Genomic DNA, 15,542 nt, shown 5'->3' with positions numbered 1-15,542 from the left:
GCGGGCGGCCCGCCGTTTCGAAGAAATAGAACTCAGGAGTTTGCGGGGATCATGGCGAGTTTCGCGGACCGGCTGAACAAGTTGTTCGCCACGGTTCACCCTCCCGGCCGCCCGCCGCTGACCAACGCCGAGGTCGCGGCCGGCCTCGCCGCGGCGGGCCAGCCGGTGTCCAAGCCCTACCTGTCGCAACTGCGGTCCGGGCAGCGCACCAATCCGTCGCCCGAGACGGCCGCGGCGCTGGCCAAGTTCTTCAAAGTGGAACCGCAGTATTTCACCGACGACCTCTACGCCGCCCGGGTCGACCACGACCTGGAACTGCTCTCGCAGCTACGTGGCTACACCCTGCGCCGGCTGTCCAGCCGCGCCTTCGACCTCTCCGAGGAGTCGCAGAACCTGCTGGCCGCCATGGCCGACAAACTCCGTGTCAGCGAAGGCCTTTCGGAGTACCACACCGACCGCTGACGAGCGATCAGACGATGAACGAAGCCGTGCCGCCGCCGTAGCCCTCCGGCTCGAGCAGCTGGCGCAGGCGCGGCCGGTTCGACTGGTCCAGCGCCAGCGCGGCCATCCACAGCCACGCGGTGATGTTCTCGGGGATGCGCCAGTCCTCGCGCGGCGCGGCCGGCACGTGGATGCGGACCGGCTCCAGGTCGGGCAGGTGGCGCGGGACCACCGCCCACCACTGGCGGCCGGTCGCGTCGATGGTGACGGCCGCGATCAGATCGTCGGCGCCGGGCAATTGCTCTGCGGCCGTGCGGACCTGAGCCGGAATGTGCCGGTTCTCGTCGCGGCCGTCGAGCTGATCGGCGAACACGATGAACACCAGGCCGAAACCGAACATGTCGGAGCCGAGATTGCGCCGCAGCTGCGCGGCGCTGGCGTGAATCGGATGCGGGTCGAGGTCGGCCTGGTCCTCGGTCAGCTGCGCGGGCACGAAGTCGGCGGCGATACTCTCACCGTCGTAACGGAATCCGCACAGCATCGGCAGCATGCCGCCGGGCATCGACAGCATGAACCGTGCGGTAATCTCCTCGACGGACTCGGCGCCGGGGTACCGGATTGTCGTCATGCGATGGTGTCCTTCACTGCTGCCCGAGCTGAGTCATGCTGCGACAGTAACGGCTCGGACCGCTGAGTTTGTTCCGTGTGTGGGCGATCGCACGGGGAAATGCGCCGGAAGGACTCGACGCGGTGTCAGTAGCGGCGTTCGACGACCCTGCGTTCCACGATACCGAAGAGCACGTCGCTGAGCTTGCCGAGCAGCGCCAGCAGCACGATGGCCAGCAGCATGATGTCGGTGCGGCCGGTGTTCTGGCTGTCGATCAGCAGGAAGCCCAGCCCTTTCGAGGACGCGATGAGTTCGGCCGCGACCAGGAACAGCCAGCCGTTGACCAGTCCGAGCCGCAGCCCGTTGAGAACGGCCGGCGCGGACGCGGGAAACATGATGCGCACCAGCAGCACCCGGCCGCGCAGGCCGTAGGCCCGGCCGACCTCGAGCAGGTGCGGATCGACCTGGGACAGCGCCGCGGCCGTCGTCGTGTAGACGGGGAAGAACGCGCCGATCGCCACCAGCACGATCTTCGGCTGCTCGCCGATTCCGAGCCACAGCAGCAACAGCGGCACCCAGGCCAGCGACGGCACCGTCCGCAGCGCCTCGACGGTCGGGGCGAGCAGGCCGCGCACGGTGCCGGAGACGCCGATCAGCGCGCCGAGCGCGAGCGCGGCGACGGCTCCCGCGGTGTAGCCGAGGATTTCGCGTTGCACGCTGATCGCCAGGTGCTGCCACAGCTCGCCGCGCCCGGCCAGTTCGCCCACCGCCGCCGCCACGTCCGCGGGCGGCGGCAGCTGGCTCGGCGAGTAGATCCCGGCCGCCGTCACGGCCTGCCAGAGCCCGAGCAGCAGCAGCGGCAGCAGCACACCGAGCGCCGCCCCGCGCCACCCGGTCCCGCGCGCCCGCGACGTCCGGCCGGTCTCCCGGGGGTTCGCGGTCGCGGTCACCGATTGCCTTGCCGCGCGGCGAATTCCGGTTCGATCAGGGAGTCGAGCGCGGTGCGGGCGTCGTCGTCGGAGCGCACGCTGCCGTCGGCGACGATGATCGGCACGACCCGGTCGAGCACGGCCCGCTGCGCCGGACCCGGCACCGGGTCGACGGTCAGCTGCGTCCGTTCGAGTTCCTCGGCGGCGACGGCCGGCGCGATCTTCGCCTCGCGGGCCAGCAGCGCGGTGAGTTCGTCCGGGTGTTGCGCCGCCCAGGCTTTCGCCTGCGCGTAGGCGTCGATCACCGCCTGTACGAGGTCGGGATGCGCGGTGGCGAAGTCCTCGCGGGCGTTGAGCACACCGTAGGTCGAGAAGTCCGGATTACGGTAGGCCAGCCGCGCGCCGCTCTCCTGCCGGGCCTGTGCCAGATAGGGATCCAGCCCGGCCCACGCGTCGACCGTGCCCCGCTCCAGCGCCGTCTTGCCGTCGGCGTGCTGGAGGTTGACCACCTCGACGTCCTTGCCGGACAGCCCCGCGGTGGCGAGCGTCTGCAGCAGGAAGAAGTACGGGTCGGTGCCCTTGGTCGCGGCGATCTTCTTGCCGCGCAATTGATTCGGCTCGGTGATGGGGGAATTCGCCGGAACCGCGAGCGCGGACCACTCGGGCTTGCTGTACACGTACACACTCTTGATCGGGGTGCCGTTGGCCCGCGCCAGCAGCGCCGCCGAACCCGCCGTCGACCCGAGATCGATGGCCCGCGCGCGCAGGTTCTCGTTGGCCTTGTTGCTGCCGGCGGACTGCACCCACGTGGTCGCGATGCCCTGGTTCTCCAGCAGTCGCTGCTCCCGGACGACCAGGCTCAGCGGGTTGTAATAGGCGTAGTCCAAACGGATTTCGCGCGCGCCCGAGCCGCCGCTCCCTTCGCCCGCCACGCAGCCGGACACGGTGGCGGCGAGAACGGCGACCACGGCGGTCAGCGCGGTGGGGAACCTCATCGGATGTGCTCCTTCACGGTGCTGCGGCCGGGCACTCCGAGCCGGTCGAGCAGGATGGTTCGAAGGTCGGCGAACGCCGGATCGAAACGGTCGCGGGGCCGTTCGGCGGGGACGTCGAGCACCGTGCCGATGGTGAAACCCGCTGCCGCGCCGGGGTTCCCGGGCTCGAGCAGCACGACGCGGTCGGCCAGCGTCAGCGCCTCGTCGATGTCGTGGGTGACGAGCAGCATCGTCGTGCCGACCTCGCGGTGCACGTCGGCGAGCAGGTTCTGCATGCGCAGCCGGGTGAGCGCGTCGAGCGCGGCGAACGGCTCGTCGAGCAGCAGCACCCCGGGCCGCCGGACGAGGGCGCGGGCCAGGGCGGCGCGCTGCGCCATGCCCCCGGAGATCTGCCGCGGCCGGTAGTTCCCGAAGCCCTCCAGACCCACGACCTCGAGCCACCGGCGCACGGCCGCACGGCCTTCCGCGCGCGGCGTACCCGCGGGCAGGCCCAGCGCGACATTGCCGGACACGTCCCGCCACGGCAGCAGTCGCGGCTCCTGGAACACCACCGCGCTGCGGGCGTCGATGCCGGTGACCGGCACGCCGTCCACGCGAATCGCGCCGCCGGGCCGCTCGAGCCCGGCGACGAGCCGCAGCAGCGTGGACTTCCCGCTGCCCGACGCGCCGACCACCGCGATGATCTCGCCCGGCGCGATATCGAGGTCGATATCGCGCAGCACCGGCACGGTGCCGAACGAGAAGCGCAGTGCGCGAATCGAGATCGCCGCGGGACCGAGGGCGGTCGAGGTCACCGTTGCACGCTAGGCAGCGGCGGTGGCGGCCGCCAGCATTAAACATCCGGTGATCGAAATGTCCGATTACGGCGGGTCAGCGCACGGTGGCGAAGAATGCCCGGACGTCGTCCACGAAGAGTTCGGGCTGCTCGAAGGCCGCGAAGTGACCGCCGCGCGGCATCGTGGTCCAGCGCGTGATGTTGTAGTTGTCCTCGCACCACGAGCGGGGCGCGCGGCCGATCTCCTTCGGGAACGAGGCGACCCCGGTGGGCAGTTCGACGCGGTCGCCGCGCCCGAACGCCGCCTTGCTCTCCCAGTACAGCCGCGCCGAGGAGGCGCCCGTGCCGGTGACCCAGTACAGCGTCACGTTGTCGAGGATCTCGTCGCGGGTCAGCGCGTTCTCGGGGTGGCCGTCGCAATCGGTCCAGGACCAGAACTTCTCCACGATCCAAGCCAGTTGCGCGACAGGGGAATCGACGAGTCCGTAGCCGAGGGTCTGCGGCCGGGTGGACTGCTGCTTGGCGTAACCGGAGTCCCAGCGCCGGTAGTACCGCAGCGCGGCGAGGGCCTCGCGTTCGGCCTCGGTCGGATCGCGCAGCGCCTCCGCCGTCGGGGTGGCGATCGGCATGTTGGTGTGGATGCCGACGCAGTGGCCGACCGCGCGGCCGATCTCGGTGGTGACGGCCGCGCCCCAGTCGCCGCCCTGCGCGCCGTACCGCCGATAGCCCAGCCGCGTCATGAGCGTCTCCCAGGCCGCCGCGATCCGGGCGACGTTCCAGCCGGTGGCGGCGGGCTTGCCGGAGAAGCCGTAGCCGGGCAGCGAGGGGCAGACGACGTGGAAGGCGTCCTCGGCGCGCCCGCCGTGGGCGGTGGGATCGGTGAGCGGCCCGATCACCTTCCCGAATTCGATGACCGAGCCGGGCCAGCCGTGCGTGAGGATCAGCGGGAAGGCATCGGGGTGCGGTGAGCGTCGGTGGAGGAAATGGATGGGCAGGCCGTCGATGTCGGTGACGAACTGGCCCAGCTCGTTGAGCGCGGCTTCCCGTGTGCGCCAGTCGTATTCGGTGGCCCAGTACCCGGCCAGCTCACGCAGATAGGCCAGCGGCACGCCTTGACTCCAGTCGTCGACGCATTCCGCCTCGGGCCACCGGGTTTCGCTCAGGCGGCGGCGGAGGTCGGCGAGCACGCCGTCGGGGACGTCGATCCGAAACGGGTGGATATCGCTCATGACCACCATTGTCGCCGCCCGCGCCGCCGCTTCAGCCGCCGGCGAATTCGCCGATGAGCCGGGCCGAGTATGCGTGCGGCGCCCCGCCCGTGCACGGAGCGGCTCCGGGCACGGGGCCGGGCGCGGCACTCAGCGGATCCGGTCGTAGATCAGTGCGAGCTCGCCGAGTGCGCCCGTGTCCTGATGCACCAGTTGCCATTTCGAGTTCGGGAGGCCGTCGTCGAACAGCCGCGGGCCGCCGCCGGCGATCTCCGGGGTGATCAGGAGGTACAGCCGGTCCAGCAGATCTGCCGCGAGCAGCGGCTTGATCACGCTCGCGCTGCTGTTGACCAGGATGTCGCCCGTGCCGGTGGCCTTCAGGTCGGCGACGACGTCGGCGGCCGGGGCGTTCACCACGCGCGTGCGCTCCCACGGCGCCCGCGTCAGCGTCGTGGACAGCACCACCTTCTCCGTGTCCACCAGCCACTTCGCGTAGCCGCGGTCGCGCGGGTCGGCGTTCTCGTCGGCGGCCACCGTGGGCCAGAAGCCCAGGAACCCTTCGGCGTTCAGGCGGCCCAGCACCGCGGTCGTGGCGTTCTCCCAGAGGCGGGTGAGGTGGTCGCGGGCGACCTCGGTGACGGCGTAGGGAACGATCGCCCCCATGTCGCCCGGGCCGCCGGGGCCGTGGTAGCGGCCGTCCAGGGTGAGGCTGATGTTGGCGGTCACCTTGCGGGTGGTCGAGTTGCTCATGATCATGCTTCCTTTTCCGTGACAGTGCGGTGGCCAGTGGTGCCGACGGCGTCGGCGAGTCCGTCGAGGACCTGGCCCCAACCGGTTTCGATACCGGCGATGTAGGGGACGGCCGCGACGGTGGTTTCGGTGATGCGCAGGTCCAGCCGCAGCCGGGTGCCCGCGGGGTCGGCGGTGAGGCGCAGGTCGTAGTGGCCGGTGAAGGAGACCGCGCCCGCGGCGTCCAGGACCGACAGGTCGAAGGCGAGGTGCCCGGGTGCGGTCGCCGCGTGCACCCGCCCCGCCGAGCGGTACCGGCCCTCGGCATCGCGGTATTCGAGGACGACGCGGCCGCCCGGTGCGGGCTCGAGCGCGCAGTCGACGACGGTCATCGACGGCGGCGCCCACCAGGCCGCGAGCAGTTCCGGCTCGGTCCAATACCGCCAGACACGTTCCGGGGGAGCGGCGAGCAGACGCTCGAAGGTGAAGTGGCGGCCGTCCGCCCAGCGCGCGCGGTCGGCGCGCGCGGTGTCGGCCTCGATCGCGGCCTGGTAGCGGGCGATCACGTCGCGCTCGTGCCCGTGCGCGTCGGCGGTCGCGATCAACTCACGCAGCCGGTCGGCGAGGGCCGTCAGCGGCGCCGTCTCGATCGCGCAGATGCGGCGCTGCCCGAGCGGCGACACCGTCACCAGACCGGCGCGCGCGAGGGTCTGGACGTGCTTGGTCGTCTGCGGTTGCCGCAGGCCCGTCAGCTCGGCCAGTTCGCCGACCGACCGGGGGCGTTCGGTGAGCAGCTCCACGATGCGCCACCGTGCGCCGTCTCCGAGTGCTGAGGCGATCTCTTCCATGCCGAGAAGTATTCACTATGGAGAATATTCCTGTCAAGGAATATTTCGGCGGGCTTCGGGCCAGCGCGGATTCGGTCGCTGTGCCGTCACCGATCGGGTACGGAGTGGCTTTCCGGTGTTCGATTGCTCTCGATCCGGTCACGGTCGAGCCGTTCGGGCCGGTGCGAAGATCACGAAACGGCGTCGATCGGGCCATCCGGAGCAGGAATCCCCCCGTTCTATTGCTGAACCGTTGCTGGCGGGCCTACGTTCGAGGTCCGGCGTCCGAAACACACTGTTCGGCCAGCCAGGCCGAGAGCCGACGGCGACGGGAAGCGACGGGTCGGGGGATCCGATCGGCGAAGAGGTCACGCATGAACACACATCCGCTGTCGCCCGAGCGGGCACCTCAGCCACTCATCTCGATGCACGACGCCTCCGGCCCGGCACGCGGCCGCGTCCTGGTCGTCGAAACCCATCCCGCCACAGCCGAAATGGCGCTGCTCGTGCTGTCGGGCGCCGGCTTCGACGCGATGGGCACCGCGACCGGCCACCAGGCCGTCGCCGCCGCCCACTGGTGGCACCCCGACCTGGTCCTGCTCGACCTGATCCTCCCCGACCTCCCCGGCATCCAGGTCTGCCGCCGGCTCCAGGACAGCGCCGTCCCGATCATGATCGTCTCCACCGAAACCGACCCGGACGTCATCGCCTCCGCCATCGCCGCCGGCGCCTGCGACTACCTCCCCAAACCTTTCCGCACAGTCGACCTCCTCACCCGAATCCGGTCCCGCCTGTCCCGGTGACTACGTCACCGTCGGCGGCGAACCGCTGCGCGGGCCCGCATCGGACGCCACCACACTGCCGACGGCCCAGCTGAGGCCAATGGTTCGACAGAGATTCGGACTCGGTCAGGTGAATTTGGCGGCGAGGGTGATGAGTTTGTCGTAGTGGGGGCCGCCGATGCGGGCGGCGAGGTCGGCGAGGCGGGCGTCGGCGCCGACCAGTACGCGTGGGGCGCCGCGTGTGACGCCGGCGAGTATCGCGACTGCGGCAGCGTGTACGTCGGTGCGGGCGACGCGGTGCTCGAATCGAGCGATCGCCGCGGATTTGTCGATGTCGGGAGCGACAAGGGCGGAGCGGGCGATGGTGGTGCGGATACCGCCGGGATACACGCCCACCACTTCGATTTCGGTATCCGCGAGGTCGGCGCGCAGTGCCTCGGTGAAGCCGCGGATCGCGAATTTCGAGACCGTGTAGGGACCGTGTCCGGGCATGGCCGCGAGAGCGACGGCGGAGGACATGGTGACGACTCGGGCCGGTCTGTCGGAACGTCGCAGGGCGGGGAGGAACGCCGTCGTGACGTGCAGCGTGCCGAAGAAGTTGGTGCGCATCACGGTGTCGAAGTCGGAGACCGGGGAGGTAGGCGCGGAGCCGACGTGCAGGATCCCGGCACAGTTGATCACGATGTCGACGCGGCCGAATCGGGCGATCGTGTCGCGGGCGTACCGTTCGACTGCCGGGCGGTCGCCGACGTCGAGACCGGTCGATGAAACGGCGCCCGGCCCCGTGCACCGGCCGACGGTTCGGGCCATCCCGTCGGTATCGATGTCGGCCAGCGCCAAATAGGCGCCCCGCCGGCTCAGTTCGAGTGCGAGGGCACGGCCGATGCCCGACCCGGCCCCGGTGATTGCCACCACCGCACCCTCGAAGAAGTCTGGACGGCCGCCGCGGTTGATACCGAGTGCGCGCCCCAAACCAGCGAACGGCGAGAAGGCCATGCCCGCAGCCTACGCACAGGACAGCCGACAACGACCGACGCAACCTGGCGGATACCGTCTCGCCTGCCCGGGAGGTATGTGGCCGCGACACTGGTTCTGCGGCAGCCACTTACGGCATTCTCCGCGCTGCCACAGTGTGTCGTGCGGTTTCCCGCTCGGCGAAGTGGCTGGGGCGCAGGGTGATTCGCTGCGGGGAACCGGGTGGGCGGTGAGCGCCGATTGGGTTGGGGCGCTGTGGTTTCGGGCTCGGGCGGGGATTTTCACAGGATTTTCTGAGGGTCTTTTGGTACCTATATGTCCTGTTTGCCCTATGTCAGACACAACAACTCGGGGAGCTGTATGCCTGTCATGAGCCTCATCACGCCGCACCGCGCTCTGGTGCTCGGTTACGGATCACTGCTCGCGACCGTCGCGGGCTTCGTCAATGCGGTGGCCATCCTGACCTTGGCCATACCGGTCGCCAACGTGACCGCGACGACGACGCAACTAGGGATGGACGCCGCCAGTCCGTGGATGTTCGAGACGAGTCTGCTCGTCGCCATCATTCTGGGATTTCTGCTGGGTGCGGCGTCGGCGGGTGCGATACTCGCGCCCGCGAGCACCCATGCCGGGGCTCGGCACAGCGCCATCATGACCGGCGAGGCGTTACTCCTCGTTCTGGCCTTCGTCTCGGCGGGGGACCTGCTGTCGGTCTTCCTCGCCGCGCTCGCGTGCGGGCTGCAGAACGGGACGACCTCCAGCTTGCGCACGATGCAGATCCGCACCACCCACTTCACCGGCACCGTCACCGATCTCGGCCTGCTCATCGGGCGGTCCCGCCGGCACAGCTTCGATCGCTGGCGGGCGACCGTGTTGTCGGCCACGGTTGTCACGTTCATCGCCGGCAGTGTCGCGGGGACCGTGGTGGGGAGCCCGCATCGGCGAGGCGGCGCTGCTGTTGCCCGCCGCGGTCTGCGTCATGATCGCGCTCGCCGGACAGGTCTACGACCGGCAGCGTCATGTCCTCGCAGTGTCGAATGCGGAATCGTCGAGGGAGAAGTCGTCGAGCGAGGCGTCTTCGAGGGAGTGCGAGAGGCTCACCATCGCCGACTGTGACGAGCCGGAGTTGCGACGAGTCTCGTAGTGCGAGTGAACTTACCGGTCGGTGACCACCTCGAAGCCCGAGGTGGTCACCGACCGGTGGCGCTTGAAACCTGCGACTATCCCGTAGCCGCAGGCGTTTTCGTGTTCTGGTGGGTGCGGTGCCGGTCGAGGTGGGATGTGTGCTCGCCGGTGGTGTGGGCGTCGCGGCTCTCCCACCAATAGGTAGCGGCAACGATCGCGTAGGCGACGACGATCGCCAGCGCGATGGCGGCCCCGCTCGCAACGGTCATCGTGGACATGCGCATCACCTCCGATCATCGTGAATATTGTTCTGCCGAAAGAAGATTCAGGCCACCAGGCCGGGCTGCCGGGCCGGGCGCATGATGTCCTCCCACCACGCCTGCAGCGGGCTCGGGTCGGGCCAGCGCACCACGGCCGCGGGGTCGCTCTCGGTCGCGGTGGGCCGGGGTGACGGGCTCTCGACTCGGTCGCGGTTGTGAGGTGCGCACGGCGCGGTCATAAAGTGTTCCTTCCACTTGTCTGGGTCCGCACCTCGTGGGAGCGGACCCATGGTCGGTGCGTAGGGGTTATGCGGCCGCTCGGCTACGGGTGTCGGAGACGGAGCGGCGGCGGGTGGGCAGGTGAACCGTGCCGGGGGCGTGCACGGGCGGTATCGGAATGGGGTAGACGATGACCTGCGTGGCCTCGGGCCCGCGAGGTGTGTCGGTGGCGGTGAAGACCACGTGCTGCCCGGCGGAGAGCGTTTTGTAGCCGGGGGTCGCGATCGCGCTGTATTCGACGAATACGGGGCTGCCGTCGTCGGGACTGATGAATCCGAAACCCTTCTCGGCGTTGAACCAGTCGACCCGGCCGTGCTGCCAGCGCGGCAACTCGGCCACCTCCGGGCTGTGGGGGTCGATATCAGTAGGCGAGGTGGTAGTAGTCATCGTCATCGTCGTGGGGAGTGATCCAGTTCTGGTCGATGCGGTCGGTGACGGACGCGGAGTCGAACGCGGCGCGGATGCGTTCGGCCAGCGGATGCAATGCCTCTGCGTCCAAACCGACGTCGTGGTCGGTGACGGGCGTGTGTTGCTCGGCGCGGTCGAGGCCGCTGCCCGATTCGACGGCGGTCATGGCGATCTTCTCCTTCCTCGAACGTGAACCGGAGGTGTTGCCGTAGCAATCGGGCGCGGGTCCGCGGTCCGGAATGCCACGATCGGTGGCGGTGCACTCGCTTCGATCGCCGCGCCGCGCGCGGGACCGGGCGGTCGGTGCCTTCTACGGACTCGACGAACTCCGCGCCCTACGAACATGGCCGGTGGCCTCGTCGCTGTTCGCTGACAGGCATCACCTCACTTCCCTGAACTCACATCGACCGTCGAGAGCCGGCCGGGCGGGCCGCGCGCGGCGGGCGGCCGAAACGCCCGGGTCTGCGTGGTCAGGAGGTGAGCACCTTGGCCTGCTCCTGATCGGCGCGCTCGATCGCGATCTTGCGAGGCTTGGCCTTCTCCGCCACAGGGATTCGCAACCGCAGTACGCCGTCTCGGTAGTCGGCGTGGATCGCGTCGGTGTCGAGGTTCTCGCCCAGGAACAGCTGTCGGCTGAATACGCCGCGCGGGCGCTCGGCCACCACCATCGAACGGTCCAAGTCCAGTTCCGGTCGCGACGCGCGCACGGTCAACACGTTGCGTTCGACGTCGAGCTCCAGCGACTGCGGGTCCACGCCCGGCAGATCGAACTCGACCAGGAACTCGTCGCCCTCGCGCCACGCGTCCATCGGCATGGCCGCCGGGCGCGCCGCGGTACCGAAGACCTGCTGAGCCAGACGATCCAGATCACGGAAAGGATCAGTGCGCATCAACATGGCCATCACCTCCAGTTACCTCGTTCATCTCCAAAGCAACTCAGGAAACCTGTGTCAGTTGACACAGATATTGTTTAGCACTCCCTCGGGTCGAGTGCAAGATGTTCCCGTCGAAATGTGTGCTGACCAGAGGATGTCGGTGTCTCGGCTGCGGGGTTCTATCGTTCGCTGGCTCAGCTGAGTGTGCGTCCGGCGTGGTCAACCTGCCAGTGTGTGGCCGTCCGTAGGACCCCGGCCTACTGGTCGCTTCCGGCTCGTCTCCTGCAGGTAATCTGTTACTTCTGATAGAGATTTGTTCGATACCACCCAGAGACTCTGTGGTGAGAGTGAAGGGGATATTCTGGTGGCCTCGGCAGGAAGGAGTGAGATGGAACAGCAGCCGTCGCGGGGACACCTCCCCGATGGGCAACAAGCGGTCTACACCATCTCCGTGGCCGCCGAACTCGCCGGAATCGGCGTCCAGACCCTCCGCCTGTACGAGCAACACGGCCTGATCCGGCCCGCCCGCAGCGCCGGCGGAACCCGCCGCTACAGCGGCGACGACCTGGCCCGCCTACACCGCATCACCAAACTCGCCGGCCAAGGCATCCAACTCTCCGCCATCGCCCGAATCCTCGACCTCGAAGACGACAACACGGCCCTACGCGAACACAACACCCTGCTCCAACAACGCAACACCGTCCTCACCGCCGAACGCGACCGCCTCCGCGACGACCCCCAGCGCGTATGACCCCGCCCGGCCTCGGCCGCAATCTCTACGTCGTGAGCCACCCACACGCCGAACACACCCTTCACGACCTCGTCGGCGGTTGGTACGACTCGCACCTGACCCCACCCGGCCGCCGCGACGCGCACTTTGGTCGCCCAGGAATTGCAGCGCCGCCGAGACCCGTTGCGGCCCATCCGCATCACGACATCAGACCTCGCCCGATGCGTCGAAACCGCAACGATCCTAGCCACCACCCTGGACGCCGCCGTCTCCACGGATCCGCGGCTGCGCGAGATCAGTTTCGGCGAAGCCGAAGGCCGCCCGAACGATTGGCTCGCGCGCAGGCAGATTCCCGCCCCCGATGACGATCGGCTCGACCACCGCGGCCCCATTCCGGGCGCGGAGACTCGGCGCGAGGTCGCCACCCGCGTCGACGCCTGCACACGAGAATTGATGGCCGACACCGATTACGACCATGTCGTGGTCACACACGGATACGCGCTCACGTTCGTCATCACCGCCTGGATGCGCATCCCCGTCCAAGCCACCGGATTCGCGTCCTTCGCGACAACCCCGGGCGCGATCACCCACCTACGCCACGACGACTACTGGCGCAACCGGACGCTGGTCAGCCTCGCCGACACCGCTCACCTGGACGACCGGGGGCGATGACCGCCAAGATTCGGTATCCATCCAATCAGTTGGGGGAGCGGTCTACTCGTAGTGTCGCCCAGACGATTTTGCCGTGGGGCCAGCGAGGCGAGCTGCCCCAGGCCTGGGAGAATCCGGATACCAGGCGGAGGCCGCCGATTCGGTAGGAGTCGGGGGAGCGATCGCGCAGTACTGGTTCGCGGAAGTCGGTGTCGGATACCGCCACGGTGAGGACGCCGCGGCGGAGTTCGAGCCGGAGCCCGATGTCGTCGGTGCTGTCGGCGTGTATCAGGGAGTTCTCGACCAGTTCGGTGGCGATAAGCCCGGCGGGGCTGCCGGCGGCGGGCACGGCCCACCGTTCACAGGTTTCGGTGACGAATCGCCGTGCCTGTCTGCCGCAGGCCGGAGTCCTGGCCAGATCGGTGGATCGGCGTCGGCGGGTGGGCTGCTGGGCGAGACCGGCAATCGCCGCGGGCACGGTAGCGAAGACGGGGACGAACCGGTCGACCATGGCCGCCCGCAATCGGTCCCGTTGCCCGCGCGCCGGGGCCACCAGCAGCAGCGGCACCGCCGGCCAGGTGTCGACGCGCAGCCACGCGCTGGTGAACGCGGTCAGCAGCGGACCGGTGGGCACGATGAGGTCGGCCAGCGACACGATCACGGCGCGCGGCTGGTCGACGGCGAACTTGACGAGATCGTCGCTCACCTGGCGGTAGGTGAGCATGGTGAGTTCACCGCGGGGCTGGACTATCGAGCAGTTGTCGATTACGGATCGACTCCAGGTGACGAGCACGTGGTCCATTGAGCGCCAAGACTAACCGGCGCATCACGAGCCCGGCTCCGCGGCGGACGGCAGAGTCACATAGGCGGCCTCACCGTGCGTCGGACATCTGGACCATCCGCGCGGGCCGCAGCATGCGTCGTTCGTCGGCATCGTCGGGGGAGCGGCCCGCGTCGGTGAATCCGTGGCGTTCATACAGTCGGATCGCGGCCTGGTTGCCGGTCTTCACCGACAAGCCGACTGCTCGGCCGTCTGCCCAGCGCAGGACCGCGTGCACTGCCGCGTCGGCGACACCCAGGCCGCGCGCGAACGGTGCGACCCACATCGAAATCAATTCGGCCGCAGCGTTTTCGGCGCGGTAGGCGCTGACCATGCCTGCCGGAATTCCGTGCCGCCGGACGATCACATTGAACGGAACGTCGGTCAATCGCGCCCGCCACCGAGCTTCGGTGTCACCGGGACCACTCCATTCGGCCAGCGTCGAGCCGAACGCTGCCGGCGCTTCCGCCAATGCCTCCCGGCGGAGCCGACGCCATATCCGCCAGTCATCGGTTCGCAGCACCTGTACCTCTATCACGAGCGCCCTTCGTATTCGCCGACTCCGCACATCGGACTCGACGATATCCAGCACACGAGCACTGCCACCAACGAATTCGCGTGGGCGGGCACGACCGGTTCGGCTCGGTAGCATGCGACGCATGGCCATCAAACTCGAGAATGTCGGCATCACCGTTCGTGACCTGGAAGCGGCGATCGCTTTCTTCACCGACCTCGGTCTCACGGTCGTCGGCCGCGACACGGTCAGTGGGGAGTGGACCGACACTGCCGTCGGTCTCGACGGCAATCACGCGAATATCGCCATGCTCCGGACGCCGGACGGGCAGGGGCATCTGGAACTCTTCGAATACATTCATCCCGAAGCGATCGAGTCGGAACCCACCCCTCCCAACAAGATCGGCATGCACCGCGTCGCGTTCTCGGTCGACGACATCGACAAAGCCCTCGAGATAGCCGCGCGGCACGGCTGCCATCCGCTTCGCGGCGTGGCGACTTATGAAGACACCTACAAGCTCACCTATGTCCGCGGCCCCAGCGACATCCTCTTGATGCTCGCCCAGGAGCTGAAGAAGAGCTGACGTACCGCCACGCGCAGTGGTGCTGTGGTTGCGGGGCGCGGCGGGGGCCTGCAACCAATCCCTCGGCGAATTCCTCGTCTTCGCTCATCTGTCCGGCGACCCGAGTCTCGCGGTGGGAGCGGGGGAGACCGCAGCAGTGGCCGTCTCGGTAACGGCGGGTGGACGCGACTGGTCATCGGCGTAGAGGAATTCCTGTACCGCTGATACCAGTTCGACCGGCTTCTCGAAGAAGATGACGTGGCCGCTGTCGATTTCGGTGTACCGACTGGCGGGGATGGCCGCGTGGAGGTCGCGGGCATGTCGGACAGGAATCAAATTGTCCTGGGCGCAGCCGATTACGAGAGTGGGTGCGGTGATGCGAGGCAACTCGGCGCGCAGGTCGATCTCGAGATCGACGGCGATCTGACCGGGCGTTCCAGGCTCCGGGGGTGCGCTCCGCAATTCCGCTAAACCGTTGGGGCCCAAGGAACTCAGAAAGGCGGGGCTGAAGGCCAGCAGCGGTGCGACCGCGGAGGCGAGATCGGGACCCGCGGCCAAGGAGTCGGCCCACGCCCGCAATCCGAGACGCAGCCGTGGATCGTTACTCGACGGCCACCCGGCGACCAGTACCAAGCGACGGATCAGTTCGGGGCGGCGCGCTGCCACGGCCGCCGCGACGACCGCACCGAGCGAGAATCCCAGCATATCCACGGGACCGGTGGTGGCGACCTCCGCTACCGTAATAACCTGGCCTACAAGGATATCCAGGGTCAATGGCACATTCGGCTCGGCCGTCTCGCCGCTACCCGAATAGTCGGGGGTCACCACCGTACGCCGGTCGGCGAATTCGGCGACCAGATGACCGAAGTTCTGTGCGGCGCTCATGCTGCTGCCGTGCACCAACACCAGACCGGGTCCCGTACCTTCGATCTCGTAGTGCACATCGACTCCGGCGGCGTTGACGATCGGCATGGCGAGAGCCTTTCCCTCTGCGGCTGAACGGATTCAACGGTAGGGAAACAACGGTCCGGTCCGGAAACAGCAGAATTC

The 15,542-nt window shown here is 68.5% G+C and carries 21 protein-coding genes and 1 pseudogene; 6 read left to right on the top strand and 16 right to left on the bottom strand.

All coding sequences use genetic code 11. From position 1 onward, the window contains the following. Positions 1–51 precede the first annotated feature (51 nt). Positions 52–462: a helix-turn-helix domain-containing protein gene (locus tag IU476_RS30615; protein ID WP_195105772.1), complete on the top strand. Its 411-nt coding sequence runs from the start codon at positions 52–54 to the stop codon at positions 460–462. A 7-nt stretch (positions 463–469) separates the two neighbouring features. On the opposite strand, the gene IU476_RS30610 is transcribed toward IU476_RS30615, so the two are convergent. From IU476_RS30610 to IU476_RS30580, 7 genes are all read right to left on the bottom strand, one after another. After that, the gene (locus IU476_RS30610; RefSeq protein WP_195105771.1) at positions 470–1,069 is read right to left on the bottom strand and encodes a hypothetical protein; all 600 of its coding nucleotides are present in this window, start codon (positions 1,067–1,069) and stop codon (positions 470–472) included. A gap of 125 nt (positions 1,070–1,194) precedes the next feature. Beyond that, positions 1,195–1,905, bottom strand: a complete 711-nt coding sequence (locus IU476_RS30605; protein WP_195105813.1) for an ABC transporter permease — start codon at positions 1,903–1,905, stop codon at positions 1,195–1,197. Positions 1,906–1,994: 89 nt separating this feature from the next. Further along, positions 1,995–2,972 (bottom strand): aliphatic sulfonate ABC transporter substrate-binding protein, encoded by a 978-nt coding sequence (locus IU476_RS30600; RefSeq protein WP_195105770.1) that lies wholly within the window; start codon positions 2,970–2,972, stop codon positions 1,995–1,997. Next, complete coding sequence (locus IU476_RS30595; protein WP_195105812.1) at positions 2,969–3,736, bottom strand: ABC transporter ATP-binding protein; 768 nt, start codon at positions 3,734–3,736, stop codon at positions 2,969–2,971. The genes IU476_RS30600 and IU476_RS30595 overlap by 4 nt, the downstream gene beginning before the upstream one ends. 106 nt (positions 3,737–3,842) lie before the next feature. Then, positions 3,843–4,967, bottom strand: a complete 1,125-nt coding sequence (locus tag IU476_RS30590; RefSeq protein WP_195105811.1) for an epoxide hydrolase family protein — start codon at positions 4,965–4,967, stop codon at positions 3,843–3,845. A 138-nt stretch (positions 4,968–5,105) separates the two neighbouring features. Then, positions 5,106–5,705 (bottom strand): dihydrofolate reductase family protein, encoded by a 600-nt coding sequence (locus IU476_RS30585; protein ID WP_195105769.1) that lies wholly within the window; start codon positions 5,703–5,705, stop codon positions 5,106–5,108. A 2-nt stretch (positions 5,706–5,707) separates the two neighbouring features. After that, positions 5,708–6,532, bottom strand: coding sequence for a metalloregulator ArsR/SmtB family transcription factor (locus tag IU476_RS30580; RefSeq protein ID WP_195105768.1), 825 nt, complete (start codon positions 6,530–6,532; stop codon positions 5,708–5,710). 353 nt (positions 6,533–6,885) lie between these two features. Between IU476_RS30580 and IU476_RS30575 the strand changes: the two genes are divergently transcribed. Beyond that, on the top strand, positions 6,886–7,314 hold the full coding sequence (locus IU476_RS30575; RefSeq protein ID WP_195105767.1) for a response regulator: 429 nt from the start codon (positions 6,886–6,888) through the stop codon (positions 7,312–7,314). 105 nt (positions 7,315–7,419) lie between these two features. Here IU476_RS30575 and IU476_RS30570 read toward each other — a convergent pair whose 3' ends face one another. Continuing rightward, positions 7,420–8,289: an SDR family NAD(P)-dependent oxidoreductase gene (locus tag IU476_RS30570; protein ID WP_195105766.1), complete on the bottom strand. Its 870-nt coding sequence runs from the start codon at positions 8,287–8,289 to the stop codon at positions 7,420–7,422. Between the two features lie 348 nt (positions 8,290–8,637). Between IU476_RS30570 and IU476_RS30565 the strand changes: the two genes are divergently transcribed. Further along, positions 8,638–9,384 (top strand): YoaK family protein, encoded by a 747-nt coding sequence (locus IU476_RS30565; RefSeq protein WP_195105765.1) that lies wholly within the window; start codon positions 8,638–8,640, stop codon positions 9,382–9,384. Positions 9,385–9,488: 104 nt separating this feature from the next. Here IU476_RS30565 and IU476_RS30560 read toward each other — a convergent pair whose 3' ends face one another. The 5 genes and pseudogenes from IU476_RS30560 to IU476_RS30540 all read right to left on the bottom strand — a co-directional run bounded on the left by IU476_RS30560 (position 9,489) and on the right by IU476_RS30540 (position 11,236). Then, on the bottom strand, positions 9,489–9,671 hold the full coding sequence (locus tag IU476_RS30560; RefSeq protein ID WP_195105764.1) for a hypothetical protein: 183 nt from the start codon (positions 9,669–9,671) through the stop codon (positions 9,489–9,491). Between the two features lie 47 nt (positions 9,672–9,718). Further along, positions 9,719–9,892, bottom strand: a complete 174-nt coding sequence (locus IU476_RS30555) for a hypothetical protein (RefSeq protein WP_195105763.1) — start codon at positions 9,890–9,892, stop codon at positions 9,719–9,721. Positions 9,893–10,064: 172 nt separating this feature from the next. Continuing rightward, positions 10,065–10,262 (bottom strand): annotated as a pseudogene (locus IU476_RS36445) (cold-shock protein); the annotation flags it as partial. A 31-nt stretch (positions 10,263–10,293) separates the two neighbouring features. Continuing rightward, positions 10,294–10,506, bottom strand: a complete 213-nt coding sequence (locus IU476_RS30545; RefSeq protein WP_195105761.1) for an Rv3202a family protein — start codon at positions 10,504–10,506, stop codon at positions 10,294–10,296. A gap of 304 nt (positions 10,507–10,810) precedes the next feature. Next, a complete protein-coding gene (locus IU476_RS30540) occupies positions 10,811–11,236 on the bottom strand; it encodes an Hsp20/alpha crystallin family protein (protein WP_195105760.1) in 426 nt (141 codons plus the stop codon). Positions 11,237–11,603: 367 nt separating this feature from the next. On the opposite strand from IU476_RS30540, the gene IU476_RS30535 reads away from it, so the two are divergent. Next, a complete protein-coding gene (locus IU476_RS30535) occupies positions 11,604–11,966 on the top strand; it encodes a MerR family transcriptional regulator (RefSeq protein ID WP_195105759.1) in 363 nt (120 codons plus the stop codon). Positions 11,967–12,092: 126 nt separating this feature from the next. Next, on the top strand, positions 12,093–12,617 hold the full coding sequence (locus IU476_RS30530) for a histidine phosphatase family protein (RefSeq protein ID WP_228824564.1): 525 nt from the start codon (positions 12,093–12,095) through the stop codon (positions 12,615–12,617). Between the two features lie 25 nt (positions 12,618–12,642). Here IU476_RS30530 and IU476_RS30525 read toward each other — a convergent pair whose 3' ends face one another. After that, entirely contained in the window at positions 12,643–13,398 is a 756-nt protein-coding gene (locus IU476_RS30525; protein ID WP_195105758.1) for an ATP-binding protein, read from the bottom strand. A gap of 70 nt (positions 13,399–13,468) precedes the next feature. After that, the gene (locus IU476_RS30520; protein WP_324194448.1) at positions 13,469–13,939 is read right to left on the bottom strand and encodes a GNAT family N-acetyltransferase; all 471 of its coding nucleotides are present in this window, start codon (positions 13,937–13,939) and stop codon (positions 13,469–13,471) included. A 136-nt stretch (positions 13,940–14,075) separates the two neighbouring features. Here IU476_RS30520 and IU476_RS30515 point away from each other — a divergent pair, with 136 nt between their 5' ends. Continuing rightward, positions 14,076–14,513 carry a VOC family protein gene (locus IU476_RS30515; RefSeq protein WP_195105756.1) on the top strand — a complete coding sequence of 146 codons (438 nt, stop codon included), beginning with the start codon at positions 14,076–14,078 and terminating at the stop codon, positions 14,511–14,513. An 84-nt stretch (positions 14,514–14,597) separates the two neighbouring features. Here IU476_RS30515 and IU476_RS30510 read toward each other — a convergent pair whose 3' ends face one another. Then, complete coding sequence (locus tag IU476_RS30510; protein ID WP_324194454.1) at positions 14,598–15,392, bottom strand: alpha/beta fold hydrolase; 795 nt, start codon at positions 15,390–15,392, stop codon at positions 14,598–14,600. Positions 15,393–15,542 lie beyond the last annotated feature (150 nt).

The organism is Nocardia blacklockiae, assembly GCF_015477355.1.
Classification (GTDB): domain Bacteria; phylum Actinomycetota; class Actinomycetes; order Mycobacteriales; family Mycobacteriaceae; genus Nocardia; species Nocardia blacklockiae.
The sequence above is the reverse complement of the archived record's forward strand: the minus strand, read 5'-3'. Positions and strand labels throughout refer to the sequence as shown.

Excerpts from the sequence above, each read along its gene's own strand:
- IU476_RS30610 (WP_195105771.1), bottom strand. The coding sequence starts at position 1,069 with ATGACGACAATCCGGTACCCCGGCGCCGAGTCCGTCGAGGAGATTACC.
- IU476_RS30585 (WP_195105769.1), bottom strand. The coding sequence starts at position 5,705 with ATGAGCAACTCGACCACCCGCAAGGTGACCGCCAACATCAGCCTCACC.
- IU476_RS30560 (WP_195105764.1), bottom strand. The coding sequence starts at position 9,671 with ATGTCCACGATGACCGTTGCGAGCGGGGCCGCCATCGCGCTGGCGATC.
- IU476_RS30535 (WP_195105759.1), top strand. The coding sequence starts at position 11,604 with ATGGAACAGCAGCCGTCGCGGGGACACCTCCCCGATGGGCAACAAGCG.
- IU476_RS30565 (WP_195105765.1), top strand. The coding sequence starts at position 8,638 with ATGAGCCTCATCACGCCGCACCGCGCTCTGGTGCTCGGTTACGGATCA.
- IU476_RS30515 (WP_195105756.1), top strand. The coding sequence starts at position 14,076 with ATGGCCATCAAACTCGAGAATGTCGGCATCACCGTTCGTGACCTGGAA.
- IU476_RS30570 (WP_195105766.1), bottom strand. The coding sequence starts at position 8,289 with ATGGCCTTCTCGCCGTTCGCTGGTTTGGGGCGCGCACTCGGTATCAAC.
- IU476_RS30545 (WP_195105761.1), bottom strand. The coding sequence starts at position 10,506 with ATGACCGCCGTCGAATCGGGCAGCGGCCTCGACCGCGCCGAGCAACAC.
- IU476_RS30580 (WP_195105768.1), bottom strand. The coding sequence starts at position 6,532 with ATGGAAGAGATCGCCTCAGCACTCGGAGACGGCGCACGGTGGCGCATC.
- IU476_RS30525 (WP_195105758.1), bottom strand. The coding sequence starts at position 13,398 with ATGGACCACGTGCTCGTCACCTGGAGTCGATCCGTAATCGACAACTGC.
- IU476_RS30555 (WP_195105763.1), bottom strand. The coding sequence starts at position 9,892 with ATGACCGCGCCGTGCGCACCTCACAACCGCGACCGAGTCGAGAGCCCG.
- IU476_RS30615 (WP_195105772.1), top strand. The coding sequence starts at position 52 with ATGGCGAGTTTCGCGGACCGGCTGAACAAGTTGTTCGCCACGGTTCAC.
- IU476_RS30600 (WP_195105770.1), bottom strand. The coding sequence starts at position 2,972 with ATGAGGTTCCCCACCGCGCTGACCGCCGTGGTCGCCGTTCTCGCCGCC.
- IU476_RS30575 (WP_195105767.1), top strand. The coding sequence starts at position 6,886 with ATGAACACACATCCGCTGTCGCCCGAGCGGGCACCTCAGCCACTCATC.
- IU476_RS30540 (WP_195105760.1), bottom strand. The coding sequence starts at position 11,236 with ATGTTGATGCGCACTGATCCTTTCCGTGATCTGGATCGTCTGGCTCAG.